The organism is Microseira sp. BLCC-F43 (assembly GCF_041929235.1).
Taxonomy (GTDB): domain Bacteria; phylum Cyanobacteriota; class Cyanobacteriia; order Cyanobacteriales; family Aerosakkonemataceae; genus Microseira.
Window position 1 is genome coordinate 42,350 of the sequence record NZ_JBHFNP010000277.1, and the last position, 23,444, is coordinate 65,793.

The 23,444-nt window shown below is 43.5% G+C and carries 28 protein-coding genes; 6 read left to right on the forward strand and 22 right to left on the reverse strand.

Translation table 11 applies throughout. The annotated features are described in order from the left end of the window. Positions 1-94 precede the first annotated feature (94 nt). From ACE1CM_RS36230 to ACE1CM_RS36240, 3 genes are all read right to left on the reverse strand, one after another. Positions 95-1,669, reverse strand: a complete 1,575-nt coding sequence (locus ACE1CM_RS36230) for a hypothetical protein (RefSeq protein WP_374883777.1) — start codon at positions 1,667-1,669, stop codon at positions 95-97. 217 nt (positions 1,670-1,886) lie between these two features. Then, on the reverse strand, positions 1,887-2,069 hold the full coding sequence (locus ACE1CM_RS36235; RefSeq protein ID WP_374883778.1) for a hypothetical protein: 183 nt from the start codon (positions 2,067-2,069) through the stop codon (positions 1,887-1,889). Between the two features lie 80 nt (positions 2,070-2,149). Beyond that, positions 2,150-2,464 carry a hypothetical protein gene (locus tag ACE1CM_RS36240; RefSeq protein ID WP_374883779.1) on the reverse strand — a complete coding sequence of 105 codons (315 nt, stop codon included), beginning with the start codon at positions 2,462-2,464 and terminating at the stop codon, positions 2,150-2,152. Positions 2,465-2,651: 187 nt separating this feature from the next. Between ACE1CM_RS36240 and ACE1CM_RS36245 the strand changes: the two genes are divergently transcribed. Both ACE1CM_RS36245 and ACE1CM_RS36250 read left to right on the forward strand, forming a co-directional pair. After that, the gene (locus ACE1CM_RS36245) at positions 2,652-5,450 is read left to right on the forward strand and encodes an NB-ARC domain-containing protein (protein WP_374883780.1); all 2,799 of its coding nucleotides are present in this window, start codon (positions 2,652-2,654) and stop codon (positions 5,448-5,450) included. A 34-nt stretch (positions 5,451-5,484) separates the two neighbouring features. Beyond that, positions 5,485-6,240: a WD40 repeat domain-containing protein gene (locus ACE1CM_RS36250; RefSeq protein WP_374883781.1), complete on the forward strand. Its 756-nt coding sequence runs from the start codon at positions 5,485-5,487 to the stop codon at positions 6,238-6,240. Positions 6,241-6,467: 227 nt separating this feature from the next. Here the strand turns inward: ACE1CM_RS36250 and ACE1CM_RS36255 are convergent, their stop codons facing one another. Both ACE1CM_RS36255 and ACE1CM_RS36260 read right to left on the reverse strand, forming a co-directional pair. After that, positions 6,468-6,992: a GNAT family N-acetyltransferase gene (locus ACE1CM_RS36255; RefSeq protein ID WP_374883782.1), complete on the reverse strand. Its 525-nt coding sequence runs from the start codon at positions 6,990-6,992 to the stop codon at positions 6,468-6,470. Positions 6,993-6,998: 6 nt separating this feature from the next. Next, the gene (locus ACE1CM_RS36260; protein WP_374883783.1) at positions 6,999-7,304 is read right to left on the reverse strand and encodes a DUF1778 domain-containing protein; all 306 of its coding nucleotides are present in this window, start codon (positions 7,302-7,304) and stop codon (positions 6,999-7,001) included. 141 nt (positions 7,305-7,445) lie between these two features. On the opposite strand from ACE1CM_RS36260, the gene pyk reads away from it, so the two are divergent. Continuing rightward, positions 7,446-8,858, forward strand: coding sequence for a pyruvate kinase (pyk, locus tag ACE1CM_RS36265; protein ID WP_374883784.1), 1,413 nt, complete (start codon positions 7,446-7,448; stop codon positions 8,856-8,858). A 91-nt stretch (positions 8,859-8,949) separates the two neighbouring features. On the opposite strand, the gene ACE1CM_RS36270 is transcribed toward pyk, so the two are convergent. The 3 genes from ACE1CM_RS36270 to ACE1CM_RS36280 are packed head-to-tail and all read right to left on the reverse strand — an operon-like array spanning position 8,950 to position 9,595. Then, on the reverse strand, positions 8,950-9,213 hold the full coding sequence (locus tag ACE1CM_RS36270; RefSeq protein ID WP_374883785.1) for a type II toxin-antitoxin system RelE/ParE family toxin: 264 nt from the start codon (positions 9,211-9,213) through the stop codon (positions 8,950-8,952). Then, a complete protein-coding gene (locus ACE1CM_RS36275; RefSeq protein WP_374883786.1) occupies positions 9,210-9,422 on the reverse strand; it encodes a hypothetical protein in 213 nt (70 codons plus the stop codon). Before ACE1CM_RS36275 ends, ACE1CM_RS36270 begins: the two co-directional genes overlap by 4 nt. Further along, positions 9,419-9,595 carry a hypothetical protein gene (locus ACE1CM_RS36280; RefSeq protein WP_374883787.1) on the reverse strand — a complete coding sequence of 59 codons (177 nt, stop codon included), beginning with the start codon at positions 9,593-9,595 and terminating at the stop codon, positions 9,419-9,421. The genes ACE1CM_RS36275 and ACE1CM_RS36280 overlap by 4 nt, the downstream gene beginning before the upstream one ends. A gap of 50 nt (positions 9,596-9,645) precedes the next feature. On the opposite strand from ACE1CM_RS36280, the gene ACE1CM_RS36285 reads away from it, so the two are divergent. Further along, complete coding sequence (locus ACE1CM_RS36285; RefSeq protein ID WP_374883788.1) at positions 9,646-10,074, forward strand: element excision factor XisH family protein; 429 nt, start codon at positions 9,646-9,648, stop codon at positions 10,072-10,074. Beyond that, positions 10,050-10,397, forward strand: coding sequence for a XisI protein (locus ACE1CM_RS36290; RefSeq protein WP_374883789.1), 348 nt, complete (start codon positions 10,050-10,052; stop codon positions 10,395-10,397). Before ACE1CM_RS36285 ends, ACE1CM_RS36290 begins: the two co-directional genes overlap by 25 nt. Positions 10,398-10,543: 146 nt before the next feature. On the opposite strand, the gene ACE1CM_RS36295 is transcribed toward ACE1CM_RS36290, so the two are convergent. From ACE1CM_RS36295 to ACE1CM_RS36330, 8 genes are all read right to left on the reverse strand, one after another. After that, positions 10,544-11,095, reverse strand: a complete 552-nt coding sequence (locus ACE1CM_RS36295) for a DUF3883 domain-containing protein (RefSeq protein ID WP_374883790.1) — start codon at positions 11,093-11,095, stop codon at positions 10,544-10,546. Positions 11,096-11,149: 54 nt separating this feature from the next. After that, entirely contained in the window at positions 11,150-11,473 is a 324-nt protein-coding gene (locus ACE1CM_RS36300) for a hypothetical protein (protein WP_374883791.1), read from the reverse strand. Between the two features lie 515 nt (positions 11,474-11,988). Next, positions 11,989-12,180 carry a hypothetical protein gene (locus ACE1CM_RS36305; RefSeq protein WP_374883792.1) on the reverse strand — a complete coding sequence of 64 codons (192 nt, stop codon included), beginning with the start codon at positions 12,178-12,180 and terminating at the stop codon, positions 11,989-11,991. Positions 12,181-12,339: 159 nt separating this feature from the next. Continuing rightward, entirely contained in the window at positions 12,340-12,534 is a 195-nt protein-coding gene (locus ACE1CM_RS36310) for a hypothetical protein (protein ID WP_374883793.1), read from the reverse strand. A gap of 195 nt (positions 12,535-12,729) precedes the next feature. Then, positions 12,730-13,623, reverse strand: a complete 894-nt coding sequence (locus ACE1CM_RS36315) for a phosphotransferase (RefSeq protein ID WP_374883794.1) — start codon at positions 13,621-13,623, stop codon at positions 12,730-12,732. Positions 13,624-13,644: 21 nt separating this feature from the next. Continuing rightward, on the reverse strand, positions 13,645-14,028 hold the full coding sequence (locus ACE1CM_RS36320) for a YkvA family protein (RefSeq protein WP_374883795.1): 384 nt from the start codon (positions 14,026-14,028) through the stop codon (positions 13,645-13,647). Between the two features lie 88 nt (positions 14,029-14,116). Further along, positions 14,117-14,530: a type II toxin-antitoxin system VapC family toxin gene (locus ACE1CM_RS36325; RefSeq protein ID WP_374883796.1), complete on the reverse strand. Its 414-nt coding sequence runs from the start codon at positions 14,528-14,530 to the stop codon at positions 14,117-14,119. Continuing rightward, the gene (locus ACE1CM_RS36330) at positions 14,527-14,784 is read right to left on the reverse strand and encodes a DUF2281 domain-containing protein (protein WP_374883797.1); all 258 of its coding nucleotides are present in this window, start codon (positions 14,782-14,784) and stop codon (positions 14,527-14,529) included. Before ACE1CM_RS36330 ends, ACE1CM_RS36325 begins: the two co-directional genes overlap by 4 nt. 379 nt (positions 14,785-15,163) lie before the next feature. Here ACE1CM_RS36330 and ACE1CM_RS36335 point away from each other — a divergent pair, with 379 nt between their 5' ends. Continuing rightward, on the forward strand, positions 15,164-15,352 hold the full coding sequence (locus tag ACE1CM_RS36335; protein ID WP_374883798.1) for a hypothetical protein: 189 nt from the start codon (positions 15,164-15,166) through the stop codon (positions 15,350-15,352). A gap of 118 nt (positions 15,353-15,470) precedes the next feature. Here ACE1CM_RS36335 and metK read toward each other — a convergent pair whose 3' ends face one another. From metK to ACE1CM_RS36365, 6 genes are all read right to left on the reverse strand, one after another. Next, positions 15,471-16,733, reverse strand: a complete 1,263-nt coding sequence (gene metK / locus ACE1CM_RS36340) for a methionine adenosyltransferase (RefSeq protein WP_374883799.1) — start codon at positions 16,731-16,733, stop codon at positions 15,471-15,473. A 568-nt stretch (positions 16,734-17,301) separates the two neighbouring features. Continuing rightward, on the reverse strand, positions 17,302-18,036 hold the full coding sequence (locus tag ACE1CM_RS36345; protein WP_374883807.1) for an HAD family hydrolase: 735 nt from the start codon (positions 18,034-18,036) through the stop codon (positions 17,302-17,304). A 162-nt stretch (positions 18,037-18,198) separates the two neighbouring features. Next, positions 18,199-19,257: a 30S ribosomal protein S1 gene (locus ACE1CM_RS36350; RefSeq protein WP_374883800.1), complete on the reverse strand. Its 1,059-nt coding sequence runs from the start codon at positions 19,255-19,257 to the stop codon at positions 18,199-18,201. 470 nt (positions 19,258-19,727) lie between these two features. Continuing rightward, positions 19,728-21,419 (reverse strand): metallophosphoesterase, encoded by a 1,692-nt coding sequence (locus tag ACE1CM_RS36355; RefSeq protein WP_374883801.1) that lies wholly within the window; start codon positions 21,417-21,419, stop codon positions 19,728-19,730. Between the two features lie 196 nt (positions 21,420-21,615). Further along, entirely contained in the window at positions 21,616-22,788 is a 1,173-nt protein-coding gene (locus tag ACE1CM_RS36360) for a glycosyltransferase (protein ID WP_374883802.1), read from the reverse strand. Positions 22,789-23,024: 236 nt separating this feature from the next. Next, positions 23,025-23,174, reverse strand: a complete 150-nt coding sequence (locus ACE1CM_RS36365; RefSeq protein ID WP_374883803.1) for a hypothetical protein — start codon at positions 23,172-23,174, stop codon at positions 23,025-23,027. Between the last annotated feature and the right edge of the window lie 270 nt (positions 23,175-23,444).

Consider the following 23,444-nt stretch of genomic DNA (forward strand, 5'->3'; position numbering starts at 1 on the left):
GGAATATTTTATGGTTAAAGCCTGCGTAGGCAGGCTTTGTTTGTGTAGCCGCGCCTTCAGGCGTCGGGGCATTCAGGTAAAAAGATTCCTCCTACTAGACACTGACGAAATAGTTAGCGTTGAGGTTGATATTAGTAGAACCTTGAACGATCGCAATCAGTTCCAGACGGCTTTCATTCAGGAAAATCGCTGTACCCGCAGCTAAACCAGTCGGTGACGCTCCCAAACTATATCTCGATTTGGCACCAGACAGTTGGATCGTGTCCTCCAAGGCATTGAAGTCAGCAATCAGAGCATAATCGCTGATGCCGGAAGTGCTAGTATTACCATCGCTGTAGAAGGCTCCCCCAGTAGCGCCTAGCACAAAGCGATCGCCCCCAGCACCACCTGTAAAGCGGTCAATTTCGCCAAAACCTCTGCCTGCTGCGGCATCTGCGCCCGTCAGCACGTCGTCGCCATCATCTCCAAATATGCGATCGCCACCAGCGCCACCGAAGACAGAATCATTACCGCGTCCACCATTAAGGATATCGTTGCTACTATCCCCAAACAGGGCATCGTTGCCGTCGCCACCAGTAATGTAGTCATTTCCGGCGCCGCCACGGATGGTGTCATTGGTTGCGCCACCTGCCAGGTTATCGTTGTTAGCAGTACCCGACAAATTGAGGGCAACAACGGATTTATTGTTTTTAGTCCTAGCATTGTTCTGCCCAGAAAATCCCGCGTTAACTACCGTGTTGAGGTTGAGGAGAGACCCATTGGACTGGGTAAAACTGTTGCCTTGGAGCAATTCTGTAAATAGAGTCGTGGCATAAGTGTGGTTGCCGATAAAACTAATCTGTCCGGGTTGGAACAAGTCGTTCCAGTTGGCGTAGACATCGAGAGTAGCTAACCGATCGTCGTAACCCAATGTCTGACTGGTATGAAAACTTACAACGCGAGTAGCGTCAGTCGGATCTAGGCGATCCTTAGCAGGTTTACCTTCAAATGCAGGTCCAGCAGGGTCTAGTCCCACAATTTGCGATATAGAGCGTCCGGTGGATTGACGATAGGCAGAGCCAGCAAATCCAGCGATATGCGCTCCCAGGCTGTGTCCGATTATATTGGTGTAGTTAGGATCTACGCCGCTATTTCTCAAGTAAGCAGCTAATTGATTACCAACAACGTCTGTTTTACCAACAGAAGGGAGATACAAGGGATTACGCGCTCCATCTTCCCAATCCACCAGAATGATATTAGCGTTAGACTCCCGCTGCCGAAGGGTTTGGGCTTGGTTAGCCATCCAGTCGGCAGGCTTGTAGTTGTTACCAGCATTGCCACCTGTGTTATTCCAGCCATGTATGATGACATAGGTTGGTGCGTCAGTATTGATGCGCCCGGAACGGTTGATCGAACCGTTACCCCAAATATTAAAATTGACTCCAGAAACGCCAGTAGAAGAAGTGGAAGAAGACATATTATTCATCAATGAATTGGCGTTCAGAGTGGTATTCATATTCATGCTTCCCATATCCATAAAGGAAGACATATCAATGGATAAATTGCCATTCATTCCTGGCAGACTTGAAGAGGTAGTGAGCGAGAGATTGTTATTCATATTCATGCCTCCCAAAGTAGAAGAATTACTGACTGAGGAAGTCATGTTAAAGCCAGAAAAGGAACTCGCCATAGGTTTCTCCTTATTTATGTGAAAAGTTTCGTTGAACTAAGCTAATTAACTTTGCTTACTTTTGAGAGGGAAACGGTTTATAGCGGATTGCAGCCGTATGAGGTACACCGAAGGTTTGTCAAGCGCGCACCCTTAAGGGTGCGCGCTTGACAAACTCAGCCTTTTGGCTGTAGCTCACTCGCTGGCAATCCTCTGTAATCTTCAAACGTTAGGAAGCTCACATGCGATATAGAAGTGCTTCAACTTTCTGTTTCACCTGTTCTTTAACTTCCCGTTCCCGGCGCTCCCGTTCTTGCTGATCCCTTCTTTCTTCTTCTCGCCTCTTTTGATCTCGCTCTTCTTTGGTTGCCAACCACCAGACTCCATAGCCTGCTGCACCAACAGCAGCAGCACCAAGCATTGTGCAGAAGTGTAGGGTGCGTCAGATGTTAAAGTGAATTATTTAACGCCTAACTTTGAGGTCTGACGCACCCTACTCAACTAGCAACCTCCTCCACCAAAGCCACCAAATCCACCGCCACCAAGGTTGTTAAAGTTGCCAAGACTGCCACTATTGATATTGGGCAAATTTGATAAGCTAGGCGGCAGAGAAGATGTGGGATTGGACGCTTGTTGATTTTGTTGAGCTGCGTTAGCTGCATTAAGCAGAGCGCTTGTAGCTGCCGCTGCACCCAATCCACCTGTTAAACTCTTACCAATTCGCACGCTTTTTTTGGGTTCATCTCCAGCAGCAACAGCGCCAGAAATAGCACCTACAATACTTGAAATTACAAAAATGCTAATCGGGTCGATCATAAATCCTCCAAGAATTTTACAAAGTCTTAGCAAACCTCTGATTTGCGGGGACATTTACAAGATAATCTTGACCACTGAAATCTGTACAGTAATAAAAGTCACAAAAGTAAGTGTTTTAATGCCCAGATTAGTCACAAAAGTCACATTGCGGTAAACTGGAGGATAAAACCTGACTCTTCCGTAAGCTATGGAATTTGAGGAAGCCCTAAAAATCGCTGATGATTTAGTTTTTGACGCCAGAGGAGAACATCTTAGTGGCCTGGAAAAGGCAATAATTCAGGCATCTTGGGAAAACTGGACATACAAACAGCTGCTTGAAAACTATAGATATCCATACAAAGAGGAGTATATAAAAAATGAAGCTTCACTATTGTTTAAGCTACTTTCAGAAGTTTTAGAAGTCCCAGTTAGCAAAAAAACCTTCCGGGCGGAATTGGAGAGGCGATCGCAGTCACACGAAGTTCCGCAGTCACACGAAGTTCCGCAGTCCCAAGTTCGAGAACAATGCGAACAGCTAGTCGTCACCCCGTACCGAGACTGGGGAGAAGCACTAGCACTACCCGTCTCCTATTGCTACGGACGCACTCAGGAACTAGATACACTAAAAAAATGGATTTTTCAGGATAAATGTCAGTTAATTCTGCTACTGGGGCAAGGCGGTATAGGTAAAACTACTCTATCAAGAGAATTAGCAAAAGAGATTCAGCATCATTTTGACTATATAATCTGGCGAAGTCTTGAGAAATCTCCAGCATTAGAAAAAATCCTAGCAGATACCATCAAATTATTATCTAATCAGCAAGAAACTATACTACCAGATAATTTAGAGGAGCAAATAGAGAGACTGATTCATTACTTAGAATCTTCACGCTCTTTGCTCATACTAGATAATGCAGAGTCAATTCTTCAAAGTGGTAATCATCTAGATAAATATCTGGAAGGATATCAAGACTATGGTGATTTGCTAAAACGAGTAGCTCAATCATCTCATCAAAGCTGTTTAGTAATTATCAGCAAAGAGAAACCAGAAGCAATTGACTTAATGGCAAATAAAACTCAACCTATAGAATCATTAGTCTTAGATGGGTTAAAGGTAGAAGATGGTAGAAAAATATTTACCGAATACGGAAAATTTTCCGCATCGGAAGATGAATGGCAATTGGTTATTGAACACTATGCAGGTAATCCTTTTGCTTTAAAAGTAGTAGCAGCAGGAACACAAGAGTCATTAGGCGGAAATTTATCTATTTTAGTCAAAAATCATTTAACGCAAGGTCAATTAATTTTTAATGGAATTAACGATTTATTAAAACGTCAGTTTGACCGTCTATCTCCCTCAGCGCAAGAAATTATGTACTGGCTGGCAATTAATTATGAGCCAGTTTCAGACTGGCAACTAAAAAAAGATATTATTTCATGGCAAGCTAAACAAGAATTAGTCCAATCGCTGGCATCTTTGAATCGGCGAGCGCTTATCAAAAACACCCAATTGGGATATACACAACTACCAGTATTGAGGGAATACATTATCAATCGATTAATAGATGAAGTCTGCCAAGAAATTAAGACAGGGCAAATAGCATTTTTGAACAGCTACTCTCTCAGCAAAGCAACATCCATAGACTATATCAGAGAAACTCAAGTTCGCCTCATCTTACAGCCATTGTTGGAAAGATTGCGTCAGGAACTTGGCGGTAACAGAAATGTCGAAAATAAACTTAAACAAATTATCTTAAGCTGGCAACAACAATATCCTCTAGCTCCAGGGTATTTAGCAGGCAATATCCTCAACATTTTGTGCCAGCTAAATACAGATTTAAGCAACTATGACTTTTCAGATTTAACCATTCGTCAAGCTTATCTTCAGGGAGTTAATTTACATCAAGTTAATTTGGCCTACTCTGACTTATCTAAATCGGTTTTTTCTGAACCATTAGGCAGCATTCTCTCAGTAGCATTTAGCCATGATGGCAAATTATGGGCGACAGGCGATGCCGATAAAAATCTTTATATTTGGCGAGTAGCCGATGGTCAACTCGTAACTACTTGTGTAGGTCATACTAATTGGATAAGGTCTATTGCCTTTCATCCTCAAAAACAAATTTTAGCCAGTGCTAGTAACGATGGCACTGTTAGGTTATGGAATATTAATACAGGTGAATGTCTTGCCATATTAGAGGGACACACTCATGAAGTTTGGTCAGTTGCTTTCCATCCTGATGGTAATATTTTAGCGAGTGCTGGTCGCGATGGCACCGTAAGATTGTGGGATGTTGACTCTCATCAATGCTGTCGCATTTTACAGGAACATAGTTGCTGGGTATTCAAAGTTGCTTTCAATGCTCAAGGAACAACTTTAGCCAGTGGGAGTGTCGATCAAACTGTGAAATTATGGGATGTTAAGACAGGTCAATGTCGCATCACTTGGCAAAACGTTGAGCATATAGTTCGCTCAATAGCCTTTAGTTCTGATGGTGAAACTCTAGCAACTGGTAGCGATGACAAACTTGTCAGATTGTCCGATATTAAGACTGGTAAATGCCGCAAGACTTTTTCAGGACATGATGGACGAGTTTGGTCAGTTGCTTTTAGTCCTGACGGTAAAACTCTGGCTAGTGGAGACGATCAAACTGTGAAGTTATGGAACATTGAAACTGGTGAATTATTACTTACTTTACCAGAAAGCGATCGCCGAATTCGAGCTATAGCTTTTAGTCCTGATGGTGAAACTTTAATTACTGGTAGTGACGATCAAAGTGTCAGATTGTGGTATCTCTGCAAAGGTGAATCTTTGAAGACCATCTATGGCTATACTCAACGAGTATGGTCAATTGCTTTTTCACCTGATGGAAAAACCATTGTTAGTGGGAGCGACGATCGCACAGTAAAACTTTGGAATATTGAGAAAGAGACATGCAAAATCTTGGGAAAACATGCAAAGCGCGTGCAGTCAGTTTCCTTCGATCCTAAAGGGGAAAATAGCTAGCAGTGGTAACGATGGTTGGGTAAAGTTATGGGAGATGGATGGTAATTGCGTAACTTTACCGCAAAAACACAGAGATTGGATTTGGTTAGTTGCTTTCAATCGGGAAGGAACAAAACTGATTAGTGCTGGCGACGATCGCAGTATCAAATTATGGGATGTTAATACAAGACAATGCTTGAAAATTTTATTAAACGATTATCCAGATTGGATTTGGTCAGTTGCTCTGAGTCCTGATAGCGAGAATATAGCGATCGCCAGCGATTCTAAAATATTACAATTATTGAATATTGAAACAGGAAACCTAATCAACTTAGGAGAACATCAAAAACTGATACGTTCAGTTGCATGGAGTCCTAATGGTGAAATTCTAGCCAGTGGAAGTGATGACCTCACAATCAAGCTATGGGATAGTCAAACACATGAATGTCTGCATATTTTCAAAAAGCATACAGATCAAATCAGATCGGTTGTGTTTAGTCCTAACAGTAATCTTCTTGCTAGCGGCAGTGATGACTGTACAATCAAGCTGTGGGATGTAAAAAGTGGTGAGTGCCTCAAAACTTTTACAGAACATGAAAATCGAGTTCGCTCCGTTGCTTTTAGTCCTGACGGATTAATGCTTGCAAGTGGGAGTGAAGATGAGACAATTAAACTGTGGAATATTGAAACAGGTGTCTGCATTAAAACCCTTAAAGCTAAACGTCTTTATGAAGGAATGAATATTACAGGCGTGACTGGGGTTCAGAAAACAACTCTGAAGGCATTAGGTGCAGTGGAAAATCAGGAATAAGTAAGTGGGTAGCAATAAACATAACACCCAGATCCCCAACTTCTCAAAAACGCCTCTACAGCTTATACCATTTTCCCATCAATGCGCCAAACAAGGGGCGGGTTTAGTTCAATTGTTTGAAAGTGTCCCCGTTATTGGTAAAACCCACCCCTACAATCCGTATCTGTTGATGTGTAGCATTATCCCCGGAAATTGGTATTAAAATTTATTTCAAGACTGATGTTGCTTCAACTTCCTTGATGCTCTCGGCGACTCTTTAAGATTGTTGCCATAGGGAGCAAAAGCGAGAGTTCTTTATCTTGCAATGGCACAAAACCATAATGCAGATAAAACCTTTTGGCTTCCTCATCAAGTGGATCAACTCTAACTGCAAAAATAGCCATTTCCGAATTTACTCGAACCGCCAGACTTAGGGCGTGCATTAAGAGTATTGCTCCCAATCCTTCACCTTGCATCCGCTTGTCTACTGCCAGCCTGCCAATCAGCATAGCAGGAGCGGGATACTTGGGTAAGCGTTTTGGGATATCCTCATGCTTTGGAATGTTCTCGAATTCAATGGTAGATGCACTTGTACAGTAATATCCAACAACTTCCTTACTTTCTGAGTCAGTAGTTGCAACAAAAGTCTTGGAATACCCTCGTCTTGCGTCTTGTCCAGCTATTTGCTTCAGGTACTCATTTAACTGCGGTTTTCCACAGTCAAAATCATCTTTCTGAAAACTTTCGTCTAGGGGTGATATATGCCATTTCACGGATTATTAGTTTTCGTATTCATCTTGAAATTTACTCATAGCTGACTTCAGAGCTTGGCATGGCTCTGGTGGGTTTTCCATCAATGATAAAAACAGTTCCCGATCGCGATCGCTCAGAACTAACCTCTGATGAGCTTCAATATTTTCCCTGGCAACTTTTAGGCATTGGGAAAGCATATAAGCACTCAAACTCAGCCCTGCTAATGATGCCGCTTTCTCCAATAAATCTTTTTGTTCGGGCGTAACTCTTAGGTCAATTCTGCTGTATTTTCGCTTTTTGGTTGCTGCTTTTTTGGTTGCAGTGGTCGCCATAATCAACCTTCAACTCCAAGCTATTGCTTGGCGATCGCTTACTCCAATATACACTATATTACCATCGTTTCCGGCAAATGTACACACAAAAATCAGGACTGGGTGAGGTTAAAGTACAAGAGGTGTGAACAGACGCTAGTGATGCTAAACCTACTCCACCGGACGAAAATCGTTGCAACCCTTGGTCCTGCAAGCAATACTAAAGAAGCGATCGCCAATCTAGTGCAAGCAGGTATGAGCGTAGCGAGGCTAAACTTTTCTCACGGTAGCTACGAAGATCATGCCCATACTGTCTCGTTGCTGCGATCGCTCTCCCAGGAATTAGATACCCCCGTCACCATCCTACAAGACTTGCAAGGCCCGAAGATTCGGGTGGGGCAGTTAACAGAAGCGATAACTTTAAATTCGGGAGAAAGCGTCTCTTTAGTACCCATCGCCGAATTTAAGGAGCAAGCGGATACAATACCGATTGATTATCCCTATCTGGCGGATGAAGCCAAAAAAGGGGCGCAGGTGCTGTTGGATGATGGATTGTTGGAACTTAGGGTGGAAGCGATCGCATCTAAAGCTGTCCGCTGTAAAGTCATCAAAGGCGGCATTCTCAAAAGTCGCAAAGGGGTAAACTTTCCCAGTTTAAACCTGCGACTGCCTTCCCTCACCGAAAAAGATATCAAAGATTTAGACTTTGGCATTTCCCAAGGAATAGACTGGGTTTCCCTCAGCTTTGTGCGTCGCGCTGAAGATATCTACTCCCTCAAACAACTGCTAGCTGCTAAAGGCGTCGATATCCCGGTGATCGCTAAAATTGAACGCCCCCAAGCTATTGCCAACCTGCAAGCAATTGTCAACGAATGCGATGGCTTAATGGTAGCGCGGGGAGACTTGGGAGTAGAAATGAGTCCGGAAAAAGTACCGATGTTGCAAAAGCAAATTATTCGATTGTGCAATCAAAAGGGAATTCCCGTTATTACCGCTACCCAAATGTTAGAAAGCATGATCCAAAATCCCCGCCCCACCCGTGCGGAAGCCAATGATGTCGCCAATGCTATCATCGATGGCACCGATGCGGTAATGCTTTCGGGAGAGTCAGCGGTGGGTGCATATCCAGTTCAAGCGGTGGAAATGATGGCGCGAATTGCACAAGAAGTGGAGAAAGATATCCAATTTGTCAACCATCCACCGATGGATAGCGATGAAACTCATGCCCTCAGCGAAGCACTTAACGCGATTGATAAAATTGTCGATTTGCGCTGTATTGTTGCTTTTACCAGTTCGGGTTATACAGCGCGACTGGCGTCAGCAGAACGACCGAAAGCACCTGTGATTGCTTTAACAGATAATATCCGAGTTTACCACCGCTTAAATTTAGTTTGGGGGGTGAAGCCGCTGTTACTCGATTTTCAAGTCGAATCTTTTGAGGATCTGGTGCAGCAAGCCGAGACTATTTTAGTTGATCGCAATTTAGCTGCTCCCGGCGATCGCATTTTAATTGTAGGAGGAATTCCCACCCAAAAATCTGGCGGGACTAATTTCCTGAAAATTCACACGATTTAGCATTGAATCGCGATCGACTCAACTAAGTTATGGTGTGAGCGATCGCCTTTTCCATACCTTGCAGGAAATTCCTGACATTAAAGCCACTTCGCTAACTTTTGCGATACCCCTCACGGCGATGACCCACTTTGACAATTAGAACAATCAGCTGTTGATCGAGAATCTCGTAAAGGATGCGGTAATTTTTCACACGCAATCTGTAGGTGTTTTCCTCTCCTTTCATTTTGGTGACACCATCAGGTCGGGGTTGTTGGGCTAAAGCCGCAAGTTGAGCAAGCACCTGTATTTGAGTTTCTGGAGGCAGCTTTTTGATCTGGCGAGCAGCCAGGGACGAAATTTCGACAGTGTAGTTCACAGCCCCAATTCCTGTCTGAGTTGTTCCAGAGAAATCGTGCGGTTGTTTTGCAGGTCTTCTCTGGCTAACTTTAGGTCTTCCAGGTCTTGCTGTTCTTCCTGTTCGTCCTTGTATTTGTCAATCAGGTAATGCAGGTAGTTTAGAGCTTCTTTGAGAATAGGTTCTGGGGCTTGTTCGATCGTTTGCAGGAATTGCTCTTTGATGGTCATGGTAGTCTTCTACTCTTGCTTTGCCAAATCCGAGGCTCTAACTTTATGGTAACGAAGTTGAGCGATCGCTCCAAGGGAAGCCATCCTTTTTCAATGTAGTGATTCTCTTGAGAAATTCTGTGGAAAATGAAGCCTCGCAACCAATCTACCCGTCCATGAGCCAGCGATCGCATGTTCCATCGCCTAAAATAGAAACAGATGGAGCGTAAACAGAACAACCTTAATGCCCGCCAAAGATCTGTATCACGATACCGTCCGCACCGCCCCGATCAAAGACGGTTGGACAATTACTGATGACCCCCTCATCCTCAAGATAGGGGAACGCTCCGCCTTTGTAGATCTGGGGGCTGAAAAACTCATTGCTGCTGAACGAGATTCTGAAAAAATAGCTGTCGAAATTAAAAGCTTTCTGAGTCCTTCTCCCATCAAAGACCTCGAAAATGCATGGGGGCAATTCTTTATGTACACCAGAGCGATCCAAAGAATAGATCCAGATCGTCGTCTTTACCTAGCCGTCAGTCGCAACACCTTTGAGACTTTGTTCAAAGAGGAAGCCGGAAAACTGCTACTAGAAGAACCTGGTTTTCGCATCATAGTTTTTGACCCAAATATTGAGGAGATCGTCGAATGGCAACCTCGAATCAACCCCTAGAGCAATGGCGTGATATTTTGGAGAAAATTATGCAATATTATGCGGCTCTTCCTTACCGTTATGGTGATGTGATTACCTATGTTATTGTCAGCCGCGATTACAACCACTTTATGCTGGTACACGAAGGCTGGGAAAATAACCGACGAGTTCATGGCTTGATCGTCCATGCTGAACTTCGCAACGACAAAATCTGGATTCACTACGATGGGATTGAAGACGGTATCACTGATGAACTTGTCGCCGCTGGAGTTCCCAAAGATCGGATTGTCCTTGCCTTCCATCCTCCCCAATTACGACAGCATACTGGATATGCGATCGCATAGCGAAAGCTCTGGCAAAATCTTGTAATGACTTTAGGCAAAACTGAGGAAGTTGCTGCAATTTGGCAATCATAGATTCTATATCTGACGGTTAAGTTATCTCGCGCCGCGTCGAATTTATACCATATTTGCTAGGCTAATTTTCACCATCAACCGTCTAGCAATCGCACAAATTTAAGAAACTTAACTGTAGGCATTGTACTCCTAATTTTAAATACCCTTGCTAAATAATAACGATCGTTGTTTGCGGAAAATTCCCACTCAGTTAGGCCGACATAGAAGGGAATCCTATCAGCGTTATACTCGTCAGTTAAAGTTGTTTTTGCGTCAATATAGAGAGATTCTGCGCCATCATTATCGATAACAACAAAGTCATAAGGACTCCGAGTCTCACCATCTTTATTGAGCCAGATTACGCGATTTTCACCAAATTTATCAACCAGTTTCTGGTAAACAAATGCTTCTCCTTCCCGACCAATATTTGCAATATCTTGTTTGTAGATCGTCCTTTCAGATATGTTTACCCTTACATTTTTACTCACAACCCTTGCCACTTCATTGTTCGTGGTACTCCTAAATAGGTTGGCAACCGCCTCATAAACCCCCAATTCCTCCGCCCAAATCAACGCTGACATATCACCAGCCTCAGCAGAATCCTGTAAATGTTTTAAGACATCCAATTTATCCTTATTTTCTACCAATTCACTAATCTATTGTCAGTAAAATTATTGTTTCAAAACATTAAAAGCCTGAAATTATTCCTGATAAATCAGTTCTCGAAATTCTTTAAACTCTTTGAATTGTGCCGGATTTTGAGCAAAGTATTGCAAATCTTGTTCTGATATGTCAGGATTCTCTGCTAAAGAGGTTAAAACTGATAGTTTCTCCCGATGATTAAGAATCGTGAAAATTCCACTACTGACTTCGCTATCATCCAATGTCTTCAGTAGAAGTTCGGCTTTATGGCTATAAAAGTAACTAAATAGTTTTTCAACTTCCCTATCTGTTTTATTTTTAGACCATTCAATCATGCCAGTAATGACTTTGGTAAATTTTGGCTCGCCTGTTTTATCTTCCATTTCCCACTCTTTTATGGCTTTGTCAATTTCTATAGCGATGTCTTCAATCGTTTTTGTTTCTTCTTTATCAAATAACTATTCAACTCTTTTCAAACTTCTATCAATCCGAAAATAATTCGAGTAATTAGAAGTTAAAATCTCAATAATTTACTTCAAATATTCTGGAATAACGCCATCCTTTTTCAGAGCTTTCCTGTGCATGAATAACCCAGATTGATTAGGTAGAATAGCAGACAATTCAAGGATTTTCTCATACTGGTTGGCTACAAAATAGCTAAAGTTATCAAGCCATTCAATTGCTGTATTTTCCTCGGAGTTAATATATTTAATAAAATCTGCTAGTTTTTCCAGATGATCGATATTCTTGGCTATCGAGTTTAGCAGCCATTCATTACAAGCATCCCATGAAAATTATTGTAGATTAGGTAGATATTTTTTAGGTGGAATTTGGCCTGGGTAAAACCGATCTGCGAATGCCCAAATATCTAGTTTTTTTGAATTGTTTGGTTCTGAATTTAGAAAATATTATAGATAGGAGCGCTGAAACTCCAATACTCCGTTAAATCTTGCTTATCCTTTGCTTCTTGAAGACGCTTTTTAATAATATCTGAAACCTGTTTGACGGTAAACTGATTACTATTATTCTCAAAACCTCGAATTCCAACATCCAAAAGCTTTCCTCTGCCACCGCGATCTAAAGCTGACAAAACATCCTTTAATTATTCTGGAATATTGTTGTCAATATAAAGTTATTCCTCTTTTTTGAATATGCCTTCCTGATTGTAAAAATTTTTATTCTTACTGTAGAGTGTCGATTTTTATTCTTGTTTTAAGAAGGTAAAAATTTATTAACAAAAGAAACTGATCTATTCCATCAAGAAGCTTAGTGGCAATAACTTTCTGGTATGCCTTCTTCCTCGCGTCGTCTGCCTTCTGTTTGATACCCATGTTTTCCCTGGTAACTCTTGATTCTCTGTTAACCCATCCATCCCATCAAACCACCCACACCTAACATCGTCAACAGGATACCCGCCGCAGACACCAAACTTTAATGCCTGCATGGGTTAATTTATCTGAGTCAGGACTGACGCCAAGAAACCGGGTTTTTATGAAAAACAATGGTAACCGCAAGGATTGAAATGTTTTCAGCGAACTTGAATGATGTCAAAGGTATCTTGATTGCCAATACGATAAAATAAGAAAAGCGATCGCTGCCTCTGCAAGCATCTCTGCTCAAGGTATGATTGCGCCACCGTTCACCACGGAACGCCTAAAGGCTGTATATCTCTAGCCGAACTGCCAATGTGGGCTAATAGCAACTCAGTATCTTGCTGTTGAACCCCCATCAGCGCCCACTGTAACCAAACTGTTCCAGCTCTGAAACGAGCTTGATCGATCAAACTCTCTAAATCTGAATAGTATGGCGCCATCCGCTTCACGACAGGTTCGCCATAATTATCCAGTAAACTGGCAAAATCAATCGCTGGATTCCCCAAACCTGCTGTGCCAAAATCAATAATGCCGCTAATCCTCTGTTGTTCTGAATTAAACAGAATATGGTAGCACCCTAGATCGCCGTGAATTAAAACAGGAGAAGCCTCTAGCGTTAAATTGCCCTCGACCAGCGGCTCAAAGTGTTCGTGAACCCAAGTGCGTTGGTGTTTCCATAGATATGGGAAAAGAATTTCCTGAGTTTTTTGATAAAGATGCAACATATCTTCGCGAGTGCGTTCGGCAACTGAAGCCGCAATTCCAGATGTTTCGAGAACATCGTTGGGAATGCTGTGTAGTTGCTGATAAAACTCACCTAACTGTGCAATTACTTTTTCCTGAGCGGATGATTCTAACCTCAGTAACTTATTTCGAGAAAGTGGCTCACCCTCAATAAAGGGATAGCTGACAAAATCCTCTTCCACAAGCTCGATCTGCGGAATAGGTAGGTCAATAAACGATTGTACCAACTGCAAAATCTTGACTTCTATCGCCAAGGTTTGTTTTGCCCACTTTGTTTTAGGGAATCGACACACTAATTGCTGGTCAATGATAATTACATCATTGTTCATTCCATCCTGGTTAAACTCCACGCGCTCTAATGAAGAGTTGGGATAAACAGCGCGAATTTTTTCAATGTAATCGTCTGGTATCTTCATATTTTCTGCAATCTTGACAAATCAACCTTTCAAAATTCGCCCCATCCAAACAACAATTAAAATCCCCAAACCTATCCAAATCAAAACAATAATAACCGCTGCTATCTTACTGGTAGGCTTACCTGCGCTCATAGCTGCTTCTGCTTTCTGGCGGCACTCGTTTAAAACAGCAGCGGGAATCATCTTTAATACCAGCCAAATCAAGAGCGGCACTATAATTAAATCGTCTAAATAACCAATGATTGGAATAAAATCTGGAATCAAGTCAATCGGACTAAAAGCATAGGCAACAACGCACCCAGCCAACAACCTTGCATACCAGGGAACTCTGGGGTCTTTACAAGCTAAATAAATCGCATATGTTTCTTTTTTAAGTTTCCTCGCTTGTTGTTTTAATGCTTGCATGGGTTAATTTATCTGAGTCAGGACTGACGCCAAGAAACCGGGTTTCTTTCTATGAAAAACAATGGTAACCGCAAGGATTGAAATGTTTTCAGCGAACTTGAATGATGTCAAAGGTATCCCGATTGCCAATACGATAAAATAAGAAATCAGCATCAAGCGTGAGAATTTGACGATACCCTGTTTTTTCAGCCGTCAAAACTAGGGTGGCATCAGCCAAATCCATTGGTCGATCGCGGTACTGTTCCATCAGTTCCAGTAAACGGCTGTATTCACCTTCCTGAATATGGTAAATTGTTAGCAGTTGATCTAAAAGAATCTGACCCAACTGTTTTTGCATCATCCATCCGCCTCGATGCAGAGAAAGATACATAGCTTCTGTCAGGCATGACCAGGTTGTAAGGAGAGGCTTTGCCAAACGCATAACCGCATTTTGGTAAGCAACGTGCTGAGGCTGAGTGCGATCTACCAGACAAAATAAAACCCCTGCATCGCATAGGATCATAGTTCTAGACCTTGTTGCCGATACTTGTTGAGTAGCAGTTGCTGATATTCGCTGTTTTGCTCAGTAGTCGTTACTTCCAAAAGATCTACCCCCTCGAACCATTTTGCCCAAGCTTTAGCAATATCGTCTTGGATGCCATCAGCTATTCTAGATTGATGCTTGTGCATCAAAAAGTCGATGAAGTCGCTGACTTCAGGCAAAGCTGACTCTGGAAGTTGCTGCAATTTGGCGATCGCTGATTCGAGAATAGTCATATGAATAACATCGCAATCGGAATGTTTCGACTTGCTGTGATAATAGTCTTTTTACATTCTAAGGGAAGGCAATAGCGATCGCTACGGGGCAAGCACCGCTCTCCCTGGTATTCTCAGGAAAAAGGGATAACAATTGTTAACACCAGAAACCAGCTATTTAAATTTATAGCTAAGGTTGTCGAAGATTGTTAATGGTATTGTTAAGTCGCTGCTGTAACATTTGCCCCTCTCTACGAACGTCAGGATACCTGTACCTTCGACAGTCAATCCATTGACCAGCAACCATTAGTTGGGCAAGTTGATTTCCTGATGCTGCCATTGCACAGGTACTCGCTTCCGATGACCCATTGTTTGCAGGAGACCTATACGGAATCCACCCTTGGAAGCACCGACCGTAAGAATCGCCGAAAACTTGACGTTGGAAGCAACGACCCTATGGGTCACAAGCGACCTGCTGACTCAAAGCCTTTTCCACCGGAATCAACCCGAAGCCAGCACAAGCAGTTATACAAAGCTGTTGTTAGTAGACTTTTACTTTTCATTTATCGAACAACTTCTATCGTTATGAAATTGGATTTATTTTTTTTAGTAAAAATCTGAATTTAATCTCAGTCAAGGTCTAAAAAGCGTAGGGTGCGTTCAGATCGCACCCTACAAATCAAGAGCGATATCGCTCTTTTATCTTCCTACACTACTGAAGCAGAAAGCTGTTGCGCCAACGCTTCTTTCAACAGCGGTGCTTTGTCAGTTTGTTCCCACGGCAACTCTATATCTGTGCGACCAAAATGACCGTAAGCGGCTACATCTTGGTAGAAACGACCGCCCCTTTCTGCTGGCAGGTTGCGTAAACCAAAGGCGTGGATAATTCCCGCCGGACGCAGTTCAAAATGCTCTTTGACCAACTCCTGCAACCTGTCATCATCCACTTTTCCAGTTCCGAAAGTTTCGATTGTCATACTGACAGGTCGGGCAACGCCGATAGCGTAGCTTAACTGAATTTCGCACTTATCTGCCAACCCGGCAGCGACGATATTTTTCGCTACGTAGCGGCAGGCGTAGGCGGCACTGCGGTCTACTTTTGTCGGGTCTTTGCCGGAAAAAGCACCGCCGCCGTGACGGGAATAACCGCCGTAGGTATCGACGATAATTTTACGACCTGTTAAACCAGCATCTCCCTGGGGGCCACCAATGACAAATTTGCCTGTGGGGTTGACAAGGAAGCGGGTTTGTGCATCTGGCTTGATCGCAATATCGGTAAAGATGGGTTGTACGACTGCTTCCCAGAGGTCTTCTTTGATTTTGGCTTGGATGGCGGCTTCGTCGCTGATGTCGCCAATGGTGGCAGTGTGCTGGGTGGAAATCAGAATCGTATCGATGCCGACGGGTTTACCATCTTCGTAGATTACCGTTACCTGAGTTTTGCCATCGGGACGCAGGTAAGGCAGTTGCCCGGTTTTGCGGACCGCTGCCAGTCGTCGGGCGGCACGGTGGGCGATGCTGATCGGTAAGGGCATCAGTTCTGGGGTTTCGTTGCAGGCGAAGCCAAACATGATGCCTTGATCTCCCGCGCCAACGGCGTCAAATGCCTCATCGCTGGACTGTTCCCGGGTTTCCTGGGCGGTATTGACGCCTTGGGCGATGTCAGGGGATTGCCTGTCTAACGCCACCAATACGGAACAACTATTGGAACAGAAGCCGTTTTCAGCATTCGTGTAGCCAATTTCGGCAATTTTTTTGCGGGCTAAATCGATGTAATTAATGTGGGCTTTGGTGGTAATTTCCCCTGTCAGCAGGACTAAGCCTGTATTAACTACGACTTCGGCGGCGACGCGGCTTTTCGGGTCTTCGGTGAGTAGCGCATCTAAAATAGTGTCGGAAATTTGATCGCAGATTTTATCAGGATGACCTTCGGTAACAGATTCGGAGGTAAATAGATAGCGACGAGACAATGGTAATTCCTCCTGGAATATTAGATAGGAAAACGAATTGTTTGAGCTAGGTTCAGCCACTTTGACCATCCCCCACATCAATAGCGGGGAATTTTTGGACTGAGAATCTCCCTTTTAGGTTTCCCCTATTGGTGTCTTACATTCTCATGTCATGGCGTTTTAACTCACTCAACGGGTGCGGGAAGCCGCGCCAAGCGCGTCCACAAGCTTTAACTCCCCTGTGATTGGGGTACTCGCGCTATTTTAGTGCAAACTGCGACGCGCAGTTGCACCCAAAGCGTTTTACCCTATACCGGGTATGAGTGGGCGCATCATTCTTCCCGTTTCTTTTAACCAGTCATCATAACAATATTTCTATCAAAGGTTTGTAAAGATTCAGTATTTTTACTGTTTGATCCTGATGAAGCTTACGATCCATCAGGTTCTACCTGAGAAATTTGCTGAGTTATTGGCGGAAGTAGGGACGGGTTTAACAACATATTGCGTGGCTTCTTTGATTGGTTGGTAAAACCCGCCCCGAATCTCCTTTAACAATTCTTCACAGAGTGGGGTCATGGGTCAAACAGGACTAAACGATTTGGATTTCGTCTAGTTGCGCGATTGCTACATCCGCCGCTGCCAAATGCGCCGCTTCTGGATTTCCCCAGCATATGCCAATACAACCGGCTGCACCAGCTTTCTGCGCCATTTCTATATCCGCTGCCGAATCTCCGACCATTAAAGTAGCACCTGGTTCGACTCCTAGTGTCTGGCAAGCTTGCAGAAATAAAGCCGGATCGGGTTTACTTGGCGCTTCATCCACCCCCATTTGTAACTGAATGCAATTTCCCAATTGATAGTACTTGACAAATTCTTTAACTCGTGATGTTCTAGCCGCCGAAAGAATCCCCAATTTTAGCCCAGCTTTTGAGAGAAATTGCAGCACTTCCAAACAGCCGACAAACAGGGGAGAGGGGGCAGTTTTTTGCAAAACTCGATCGGCTTCTTCAAACCCGCGACGGGCAATAGACAGGGATTCGATCCATCCCCTTCCAGTTTCGGCGATATAGGCAGCGGCGGCAATTTCGTTTTCGCGGCGACTGCCAACGGCGATTAACCCGGTAGGATCGAGGGTATCCCCATTGATGCCAAATGCCATTAATAAAGGATCGCCAACACCGGGAATTTGGGCATCGATGGCACGACATCGCTTTTGTCCTAACTGTCTCAAATATTCTGCGGAATCTTCCAAAGTGCCGTCTTTATCAAAAATAATGGCAGAGATATTGGCAAAGGTTTTGTCCCGACAGCGAATTGTCACCAACCTCTTTTGCTCCATATAAATAAAAATACCTCCTCGTTGCGAGGGTTAAGTTTAGTTAAATTTTTGGCGATTTAGTGATGCTCCTGTAGATTTGAGCAAAAAAAAGAGGGAATTACCCTCTTTTGGAAAGCTAGTTGTATTTCACCACAACTGAGCTATCGCTTACTCTTGAACTAAGGGTAAAGCCTCTGCTTCTGGGGTTTCCACTGCTTCTGGGGTTTCCACTGCTTCTGGGATTTCCATTGCTTCTGGGATTTCCACTGCTTCTTCTTCCGTCGCCAGAACCGCAGCTGCGGGTGGTGCTTCAGCTACTTCACCTTGCTGTTTGGCTTTTTGCTGTTCGCGATACTTCGCCGCCATTTCTTCTGCCATATCGTACACGCGATCGCGATTGCGGATCATATCCCCTGGTTCGGGTTCCAGCTGTTTGGTTGACAGGGAAATCCTACCCCGTTCCGCATCTAGATCGATGATCATGACTTTAATTTCGTCATTCACATTGAACACGCTATGAGGCGTATCGATATGTTCGTGGGATATTTCGGAAATGTGCAATAAACCGCTGACGCCGCCAATATCGATGAACGCACCGTATGGTTTGATTCCTCTCACCGAACCGATCACCACTTCGCCTACTTCCAGGCGATTCATCTTGCGTTCTACTAATGCCCTTCTGTGGGACAATACCAGACGATTTCGATCTTCATCTACTTCTAAGAATTTCAGGGGCAGTTCTTCTCCCACTAAATCTTCTTTCGGCTTCCTGGTACTGATATGAGACCCCGGTATAAACCCTCGCAGTCCTTCTATCCGTACCAGCGCTCCCCCCCGGTTGGTGGCAAATACTTGAGAACGCACAGTGGCGTCTTCTGCTTGCAATTGACGCACTCGCTCCCAAGCGCGCATGTATTCTATGCGACGAATAGAAAGCGTTAGTTGTCCATCTTCGTTCTCATCGGTAAGAATAAAGAACTCGCGGGTTTCGTTTGATTGTAAAACCTCTTCCGGAGCGTCTACGCGGTTAATTGACATCTCCTGAATCGGAATATATGCTGCTGTTTTAGCACCTATGTCAATCAGAGCGCCGCGCGGCTCTATACTGAATACTGTACCGGCTACTATATCACCGGGACTAAAGTGATAATCATACTTGTCTAATAGAGCTGCAAAATCTTCGTGGCTAAAGCCAATTTCTGCCGTTGCTGATTTCTGATTGACCATGCGAATTGTTTCCTGGTAGTTATCTTGGTAGGTTTTTTGCCTCCTGTGGATGTATACGCACTCTAGTAACGAGTAGTTTACACCTACATGTTTGCTCTCTAGAACTGAGCCAAACCCGTTTGTGGGGTTCGGTGTCTATTTCCTGCTTCATCCTGGGGTTTTCACTTCCAGTCCACAGGCGTATCTTTAGGTCGAGCCAACCTTAGAATCTGTTTGAACAACTTTCGTTGCCACAGATAATCCAGAGTTACCTGCCTATTTTTTAGCACCTTGGGCAGGTTTAGACAGGGAAGGTAACCCATCGTTGCTCGATCGCCGCCGATTTGGCAGCAAAATCGACACAACGAGACTAGGTTAATTATTTTAACGTAAATCCAAGCTCTTATAATCCCCTTTAAGGTAGAGAATCGGCAAGGGACAAGGCGAGTTAAATTTGTGGCGCCAGCATCAAAGTTGAGCCTGCCGTGCCCCTACTTATTTGATTTCAAGCGAAATTCGTCAAACTTTAGCACCTCTCGGTCTGGATTTCTCGTATCGAAGCGATAACTGCTGACTATGCCGGTTTCCGTGTCCAAAATGCTGAAAGCTGTGATATCGTTACTCGCTACATAGGGTAACGGTTGACCATCGGAGCCGAAGAGCGGCGCGATCGCTGGCACGACAGGTTCTAACTCATACGGGTTCCCTGTAGCAGTATACTCCTGTTGGTAGCCATTTGGTACGGGTCGCTGTTTTTCTGATAGCGCCGCACCATAAGAATTCCCCACATTAGAAGTTTCCAAATAATGAGTGCCGTTGTTACTAACAAAGCGATTCCACAGGTGTGAATGACCGTACAATACTAGCTGCACGCCAGATTTTTCTAGCAGCGGCACGAGGTCGCAGATGATGTAATCTTGTTGTTTTGGATACTCGTATCGCACTGCTTGAATATTGCCATCGGCGTCGCGTTCAATTATTTGTACCGGATCGGTATAAGCGGGAACAATATTATCGCCCAAGGTATGGGGTGGGTGATGGAACATCACGACTTTGTATTTTGCCCGTTTAAATTCAACGCTGTTGAGTTCGGTTTGCAACCATTGGTACTGGGTGCTGCCTTGTTTAATCGGTTCAAAGATATGCTGACCGTATCCCCAATTTTCCGGGTTGTTTAGCGTCGGTTTGGATTCAGAATACTTCCCCCTCGCATTAGCCGCAAGGGAAGGCGTCCGCCACATATTCGTTACGTACAATACCACCAACCGCACATCTCCAAACGTCACGGCATAATATTTCTTTCCTCCTGCGTGACTCTCAGGCAAGGTAAAAATCTCCTCATAAGTATCCGTATTAAAAGAATAATCCTTCACCCAATCATCCCCCTTACCCAAGCAAGAATCCTGAGAATTCCGTACATCCGGGTTCAAAATCCGAGGAGTGAAGATTTTTTCGGCAACTTCACGGGGCAAGGTATTATCAAATTGGTCATCCAAACTGCTATCCATCGAAAAGCGACCCATCACCTCGTGGTTGCCAATTGCGGTAAAAATGGGGGCATTTTGCAGCAATTCTCCCCCGTGATAAAGGGTTTGAATATTATTTTTAGTTAATTGATAATTTGCCCGCCCTTGCAGACAGGGAAAAAAAGCACAACCCCGACGATCGTCAAACCATTCCGAAGCGCGATCCGACACATTTACCAAGTCACCTGCAAAGAAAACAGCATCAACAACTCCGACTGTCTCTACTACCTTTTGCAGATTCGCAGCCGTCATCGGCTTTAGTTGATGGTCAGAAGTGAGTAAAATTTTGAGGGGCATTCCCGGTAGCGGTTTGGGTGCTAGAGCAAACGTATTACTGCTGACGCTTTGCCCATCTTCCCTGACGCTAGTAACGCGATAAGGAACTTTGGTATTGGGGATTAGTCCTGTTACTTCTGCTTCTTGTCGCCAGATATGGCTTCTTGTGGTTTGTTGATAAACTTGCTCTACCTGGGAATTTTGATCTTCCCTCGCCCGACTTAATTTAGTCGTAGTTGCGGTAACTATTTGGCTAAAATTCTCACCATAGGCAACAATATGATGGGAACCGGGGAATTCGGTAAACCAAACAACCCGCACAGAATTCTCTGTTGGGCATTGCAAAAATGGATCGGTTAGTAGTTGGGGGTGGGACAGCATAAATATACTTTGGCAAGCCGGTATCTATTATACTGAATGATGCGCGATCGCATCGCCCTCTTCTACTTTCTCACCTCCCAAGCTGCGACAGTCTCACCACTATGCCCAACACCTAGAACAATCTGTCAACCAACAGGAAATTTTGTTTGAGCTTGACCGAATTCCCCAGCCAAAGCGGCTGCATAGTTTGTCATTACTATCTTGCTGAACCAGCAGGCTGCTTAAGATTATAATTTACCAGACTGACAAACACTTGTTCCATACTTTCTGCCCATTTATTCCAGTTTAACCGCGTCTCGTACTCTGCTCTTGAAGATAGTACCAATTGATTATACAATGCCCGAGCTGAGAAAATTTTTGCTATTAGATTAGCATAGTCATTCCCCGTTGCAGAGAATGGCAGCATATAGCCGTTTTTTCCGTTTTCAATAATTGTAGGAATTCCTCCAACCTCGGTTGTTATAACAGGCAAACCGAATGCGTTTGCTTCACAAATTACAATCGGCGAACAGTCAGCACGAGTTGGAAAAATCAAGAAATTTGCCCTTAAAAACAGTTCGTTGAGTTGCTGTCGCTGTTGAGGATCGTTTTTGTTCAAATAAGGAATGACTGTCAGATTGTCCGATCTCACTTCATCTGGTAACTTACTTCCTACCATCACTAATTCGGCATCAATTCCCATTTTATGCAAACATATTAGTGTTTCAACTGCTAAATTACCTCCTTTTCTCTCCCAATCTTTGCCCACGAATAACAAGCGGCAAACTTGATTTTGCTTTTTTGATAATACTTCGTTTGCCAACTGAGACTCGTCTATATTTGCCCCAAAAGGAATTATTTTTATCCGATCTCGTTCAGCCTGATAGTCACTCGTAACTGAATTCGCAGCCCATCGGGAGGGATATACTAACTTACTCGCTTTTGATATTGCGATCGCTTCTTCTCTTTCTTCCCATTCTATTTGTTCTGGATCTAACTCAATTCTATAATCTTTCAGATATAAAGAACAGGTAGCGTCTGAACAATAAACTATGGGAATATTTGTTTTAACCAAAGCTACTTCTCTTTTAGCCACGGGCGCAAAAATTACATCGCATGGAGTTTCTAGAAGCTGCTTTTGCAAGATAGATGCCAATTCTTTGCACTCGGCAATGTAACGAGAATATCCTATTTTTACTGACTCGTTTTTCTGACACAACTTATTTAATATTTTCTGCCCAAGCGAATACTTTTTTGGTGGTTTTCCAAGACCCACAACTTGTATATTTCTTTCTGTTAATGCTTTGTGCATATAATAAATAGTACCTGACCAAGCATTTATATCTAAATAATCGTGTACATATAAAAAACAGACTCGTAAGGATTTCATATGAGCTATATCTCTTCTTAAAATGAATTAGCGCTCGGCTATCATGTGGTAGCCAAACCCTATCCAAATTAGTTAAAAATTTTTGAGAAAAAATCTGCCTTTAGGAAGTAAGCTTCATCTATCTTCCGATAGGCAAAAGCTCTCAAAATATTTAAATAAAAAAATTAGCCTTCAGGATTATCGCTGAAGGCTTTACGTTCATAAAGATTCACGCCTGAGATCCTAAGACCTCGATTTCAAAACAGACTGGGATACTGTAAGGCTTTCAGCGCTTCTTCCCTGTTAGGGTAGGTGATAAACTGCCAGTTCCCCTGTAAAGCCTCATCCCTGCTACCGGCAATAGCGATTATACTTTGCTCTTGGTTCTGGTCTTGCGGTTGGTTCATCTATCAGGTAAAATAACTCACCTCTGTTGTTCGCTTATAGAGCACTTCAAACGGGTTATAGGTATAAATTACCTGGATGCAGTATATCGTGACTTAATCCACAGCAGCCTTTTTTGAACTTCTTTAAAGGAATCCCCAGTAATTTACTACCGGGGGTAGACTTGCCACGGCACTGGGGGAAGCTCTCCAGCCCCCCCATACTCAGTTATTTGATTTTTTAAGGTGCAGAAAAAGTCCAGACTTTTAAGTCATAAATCCGTAATTCAACAT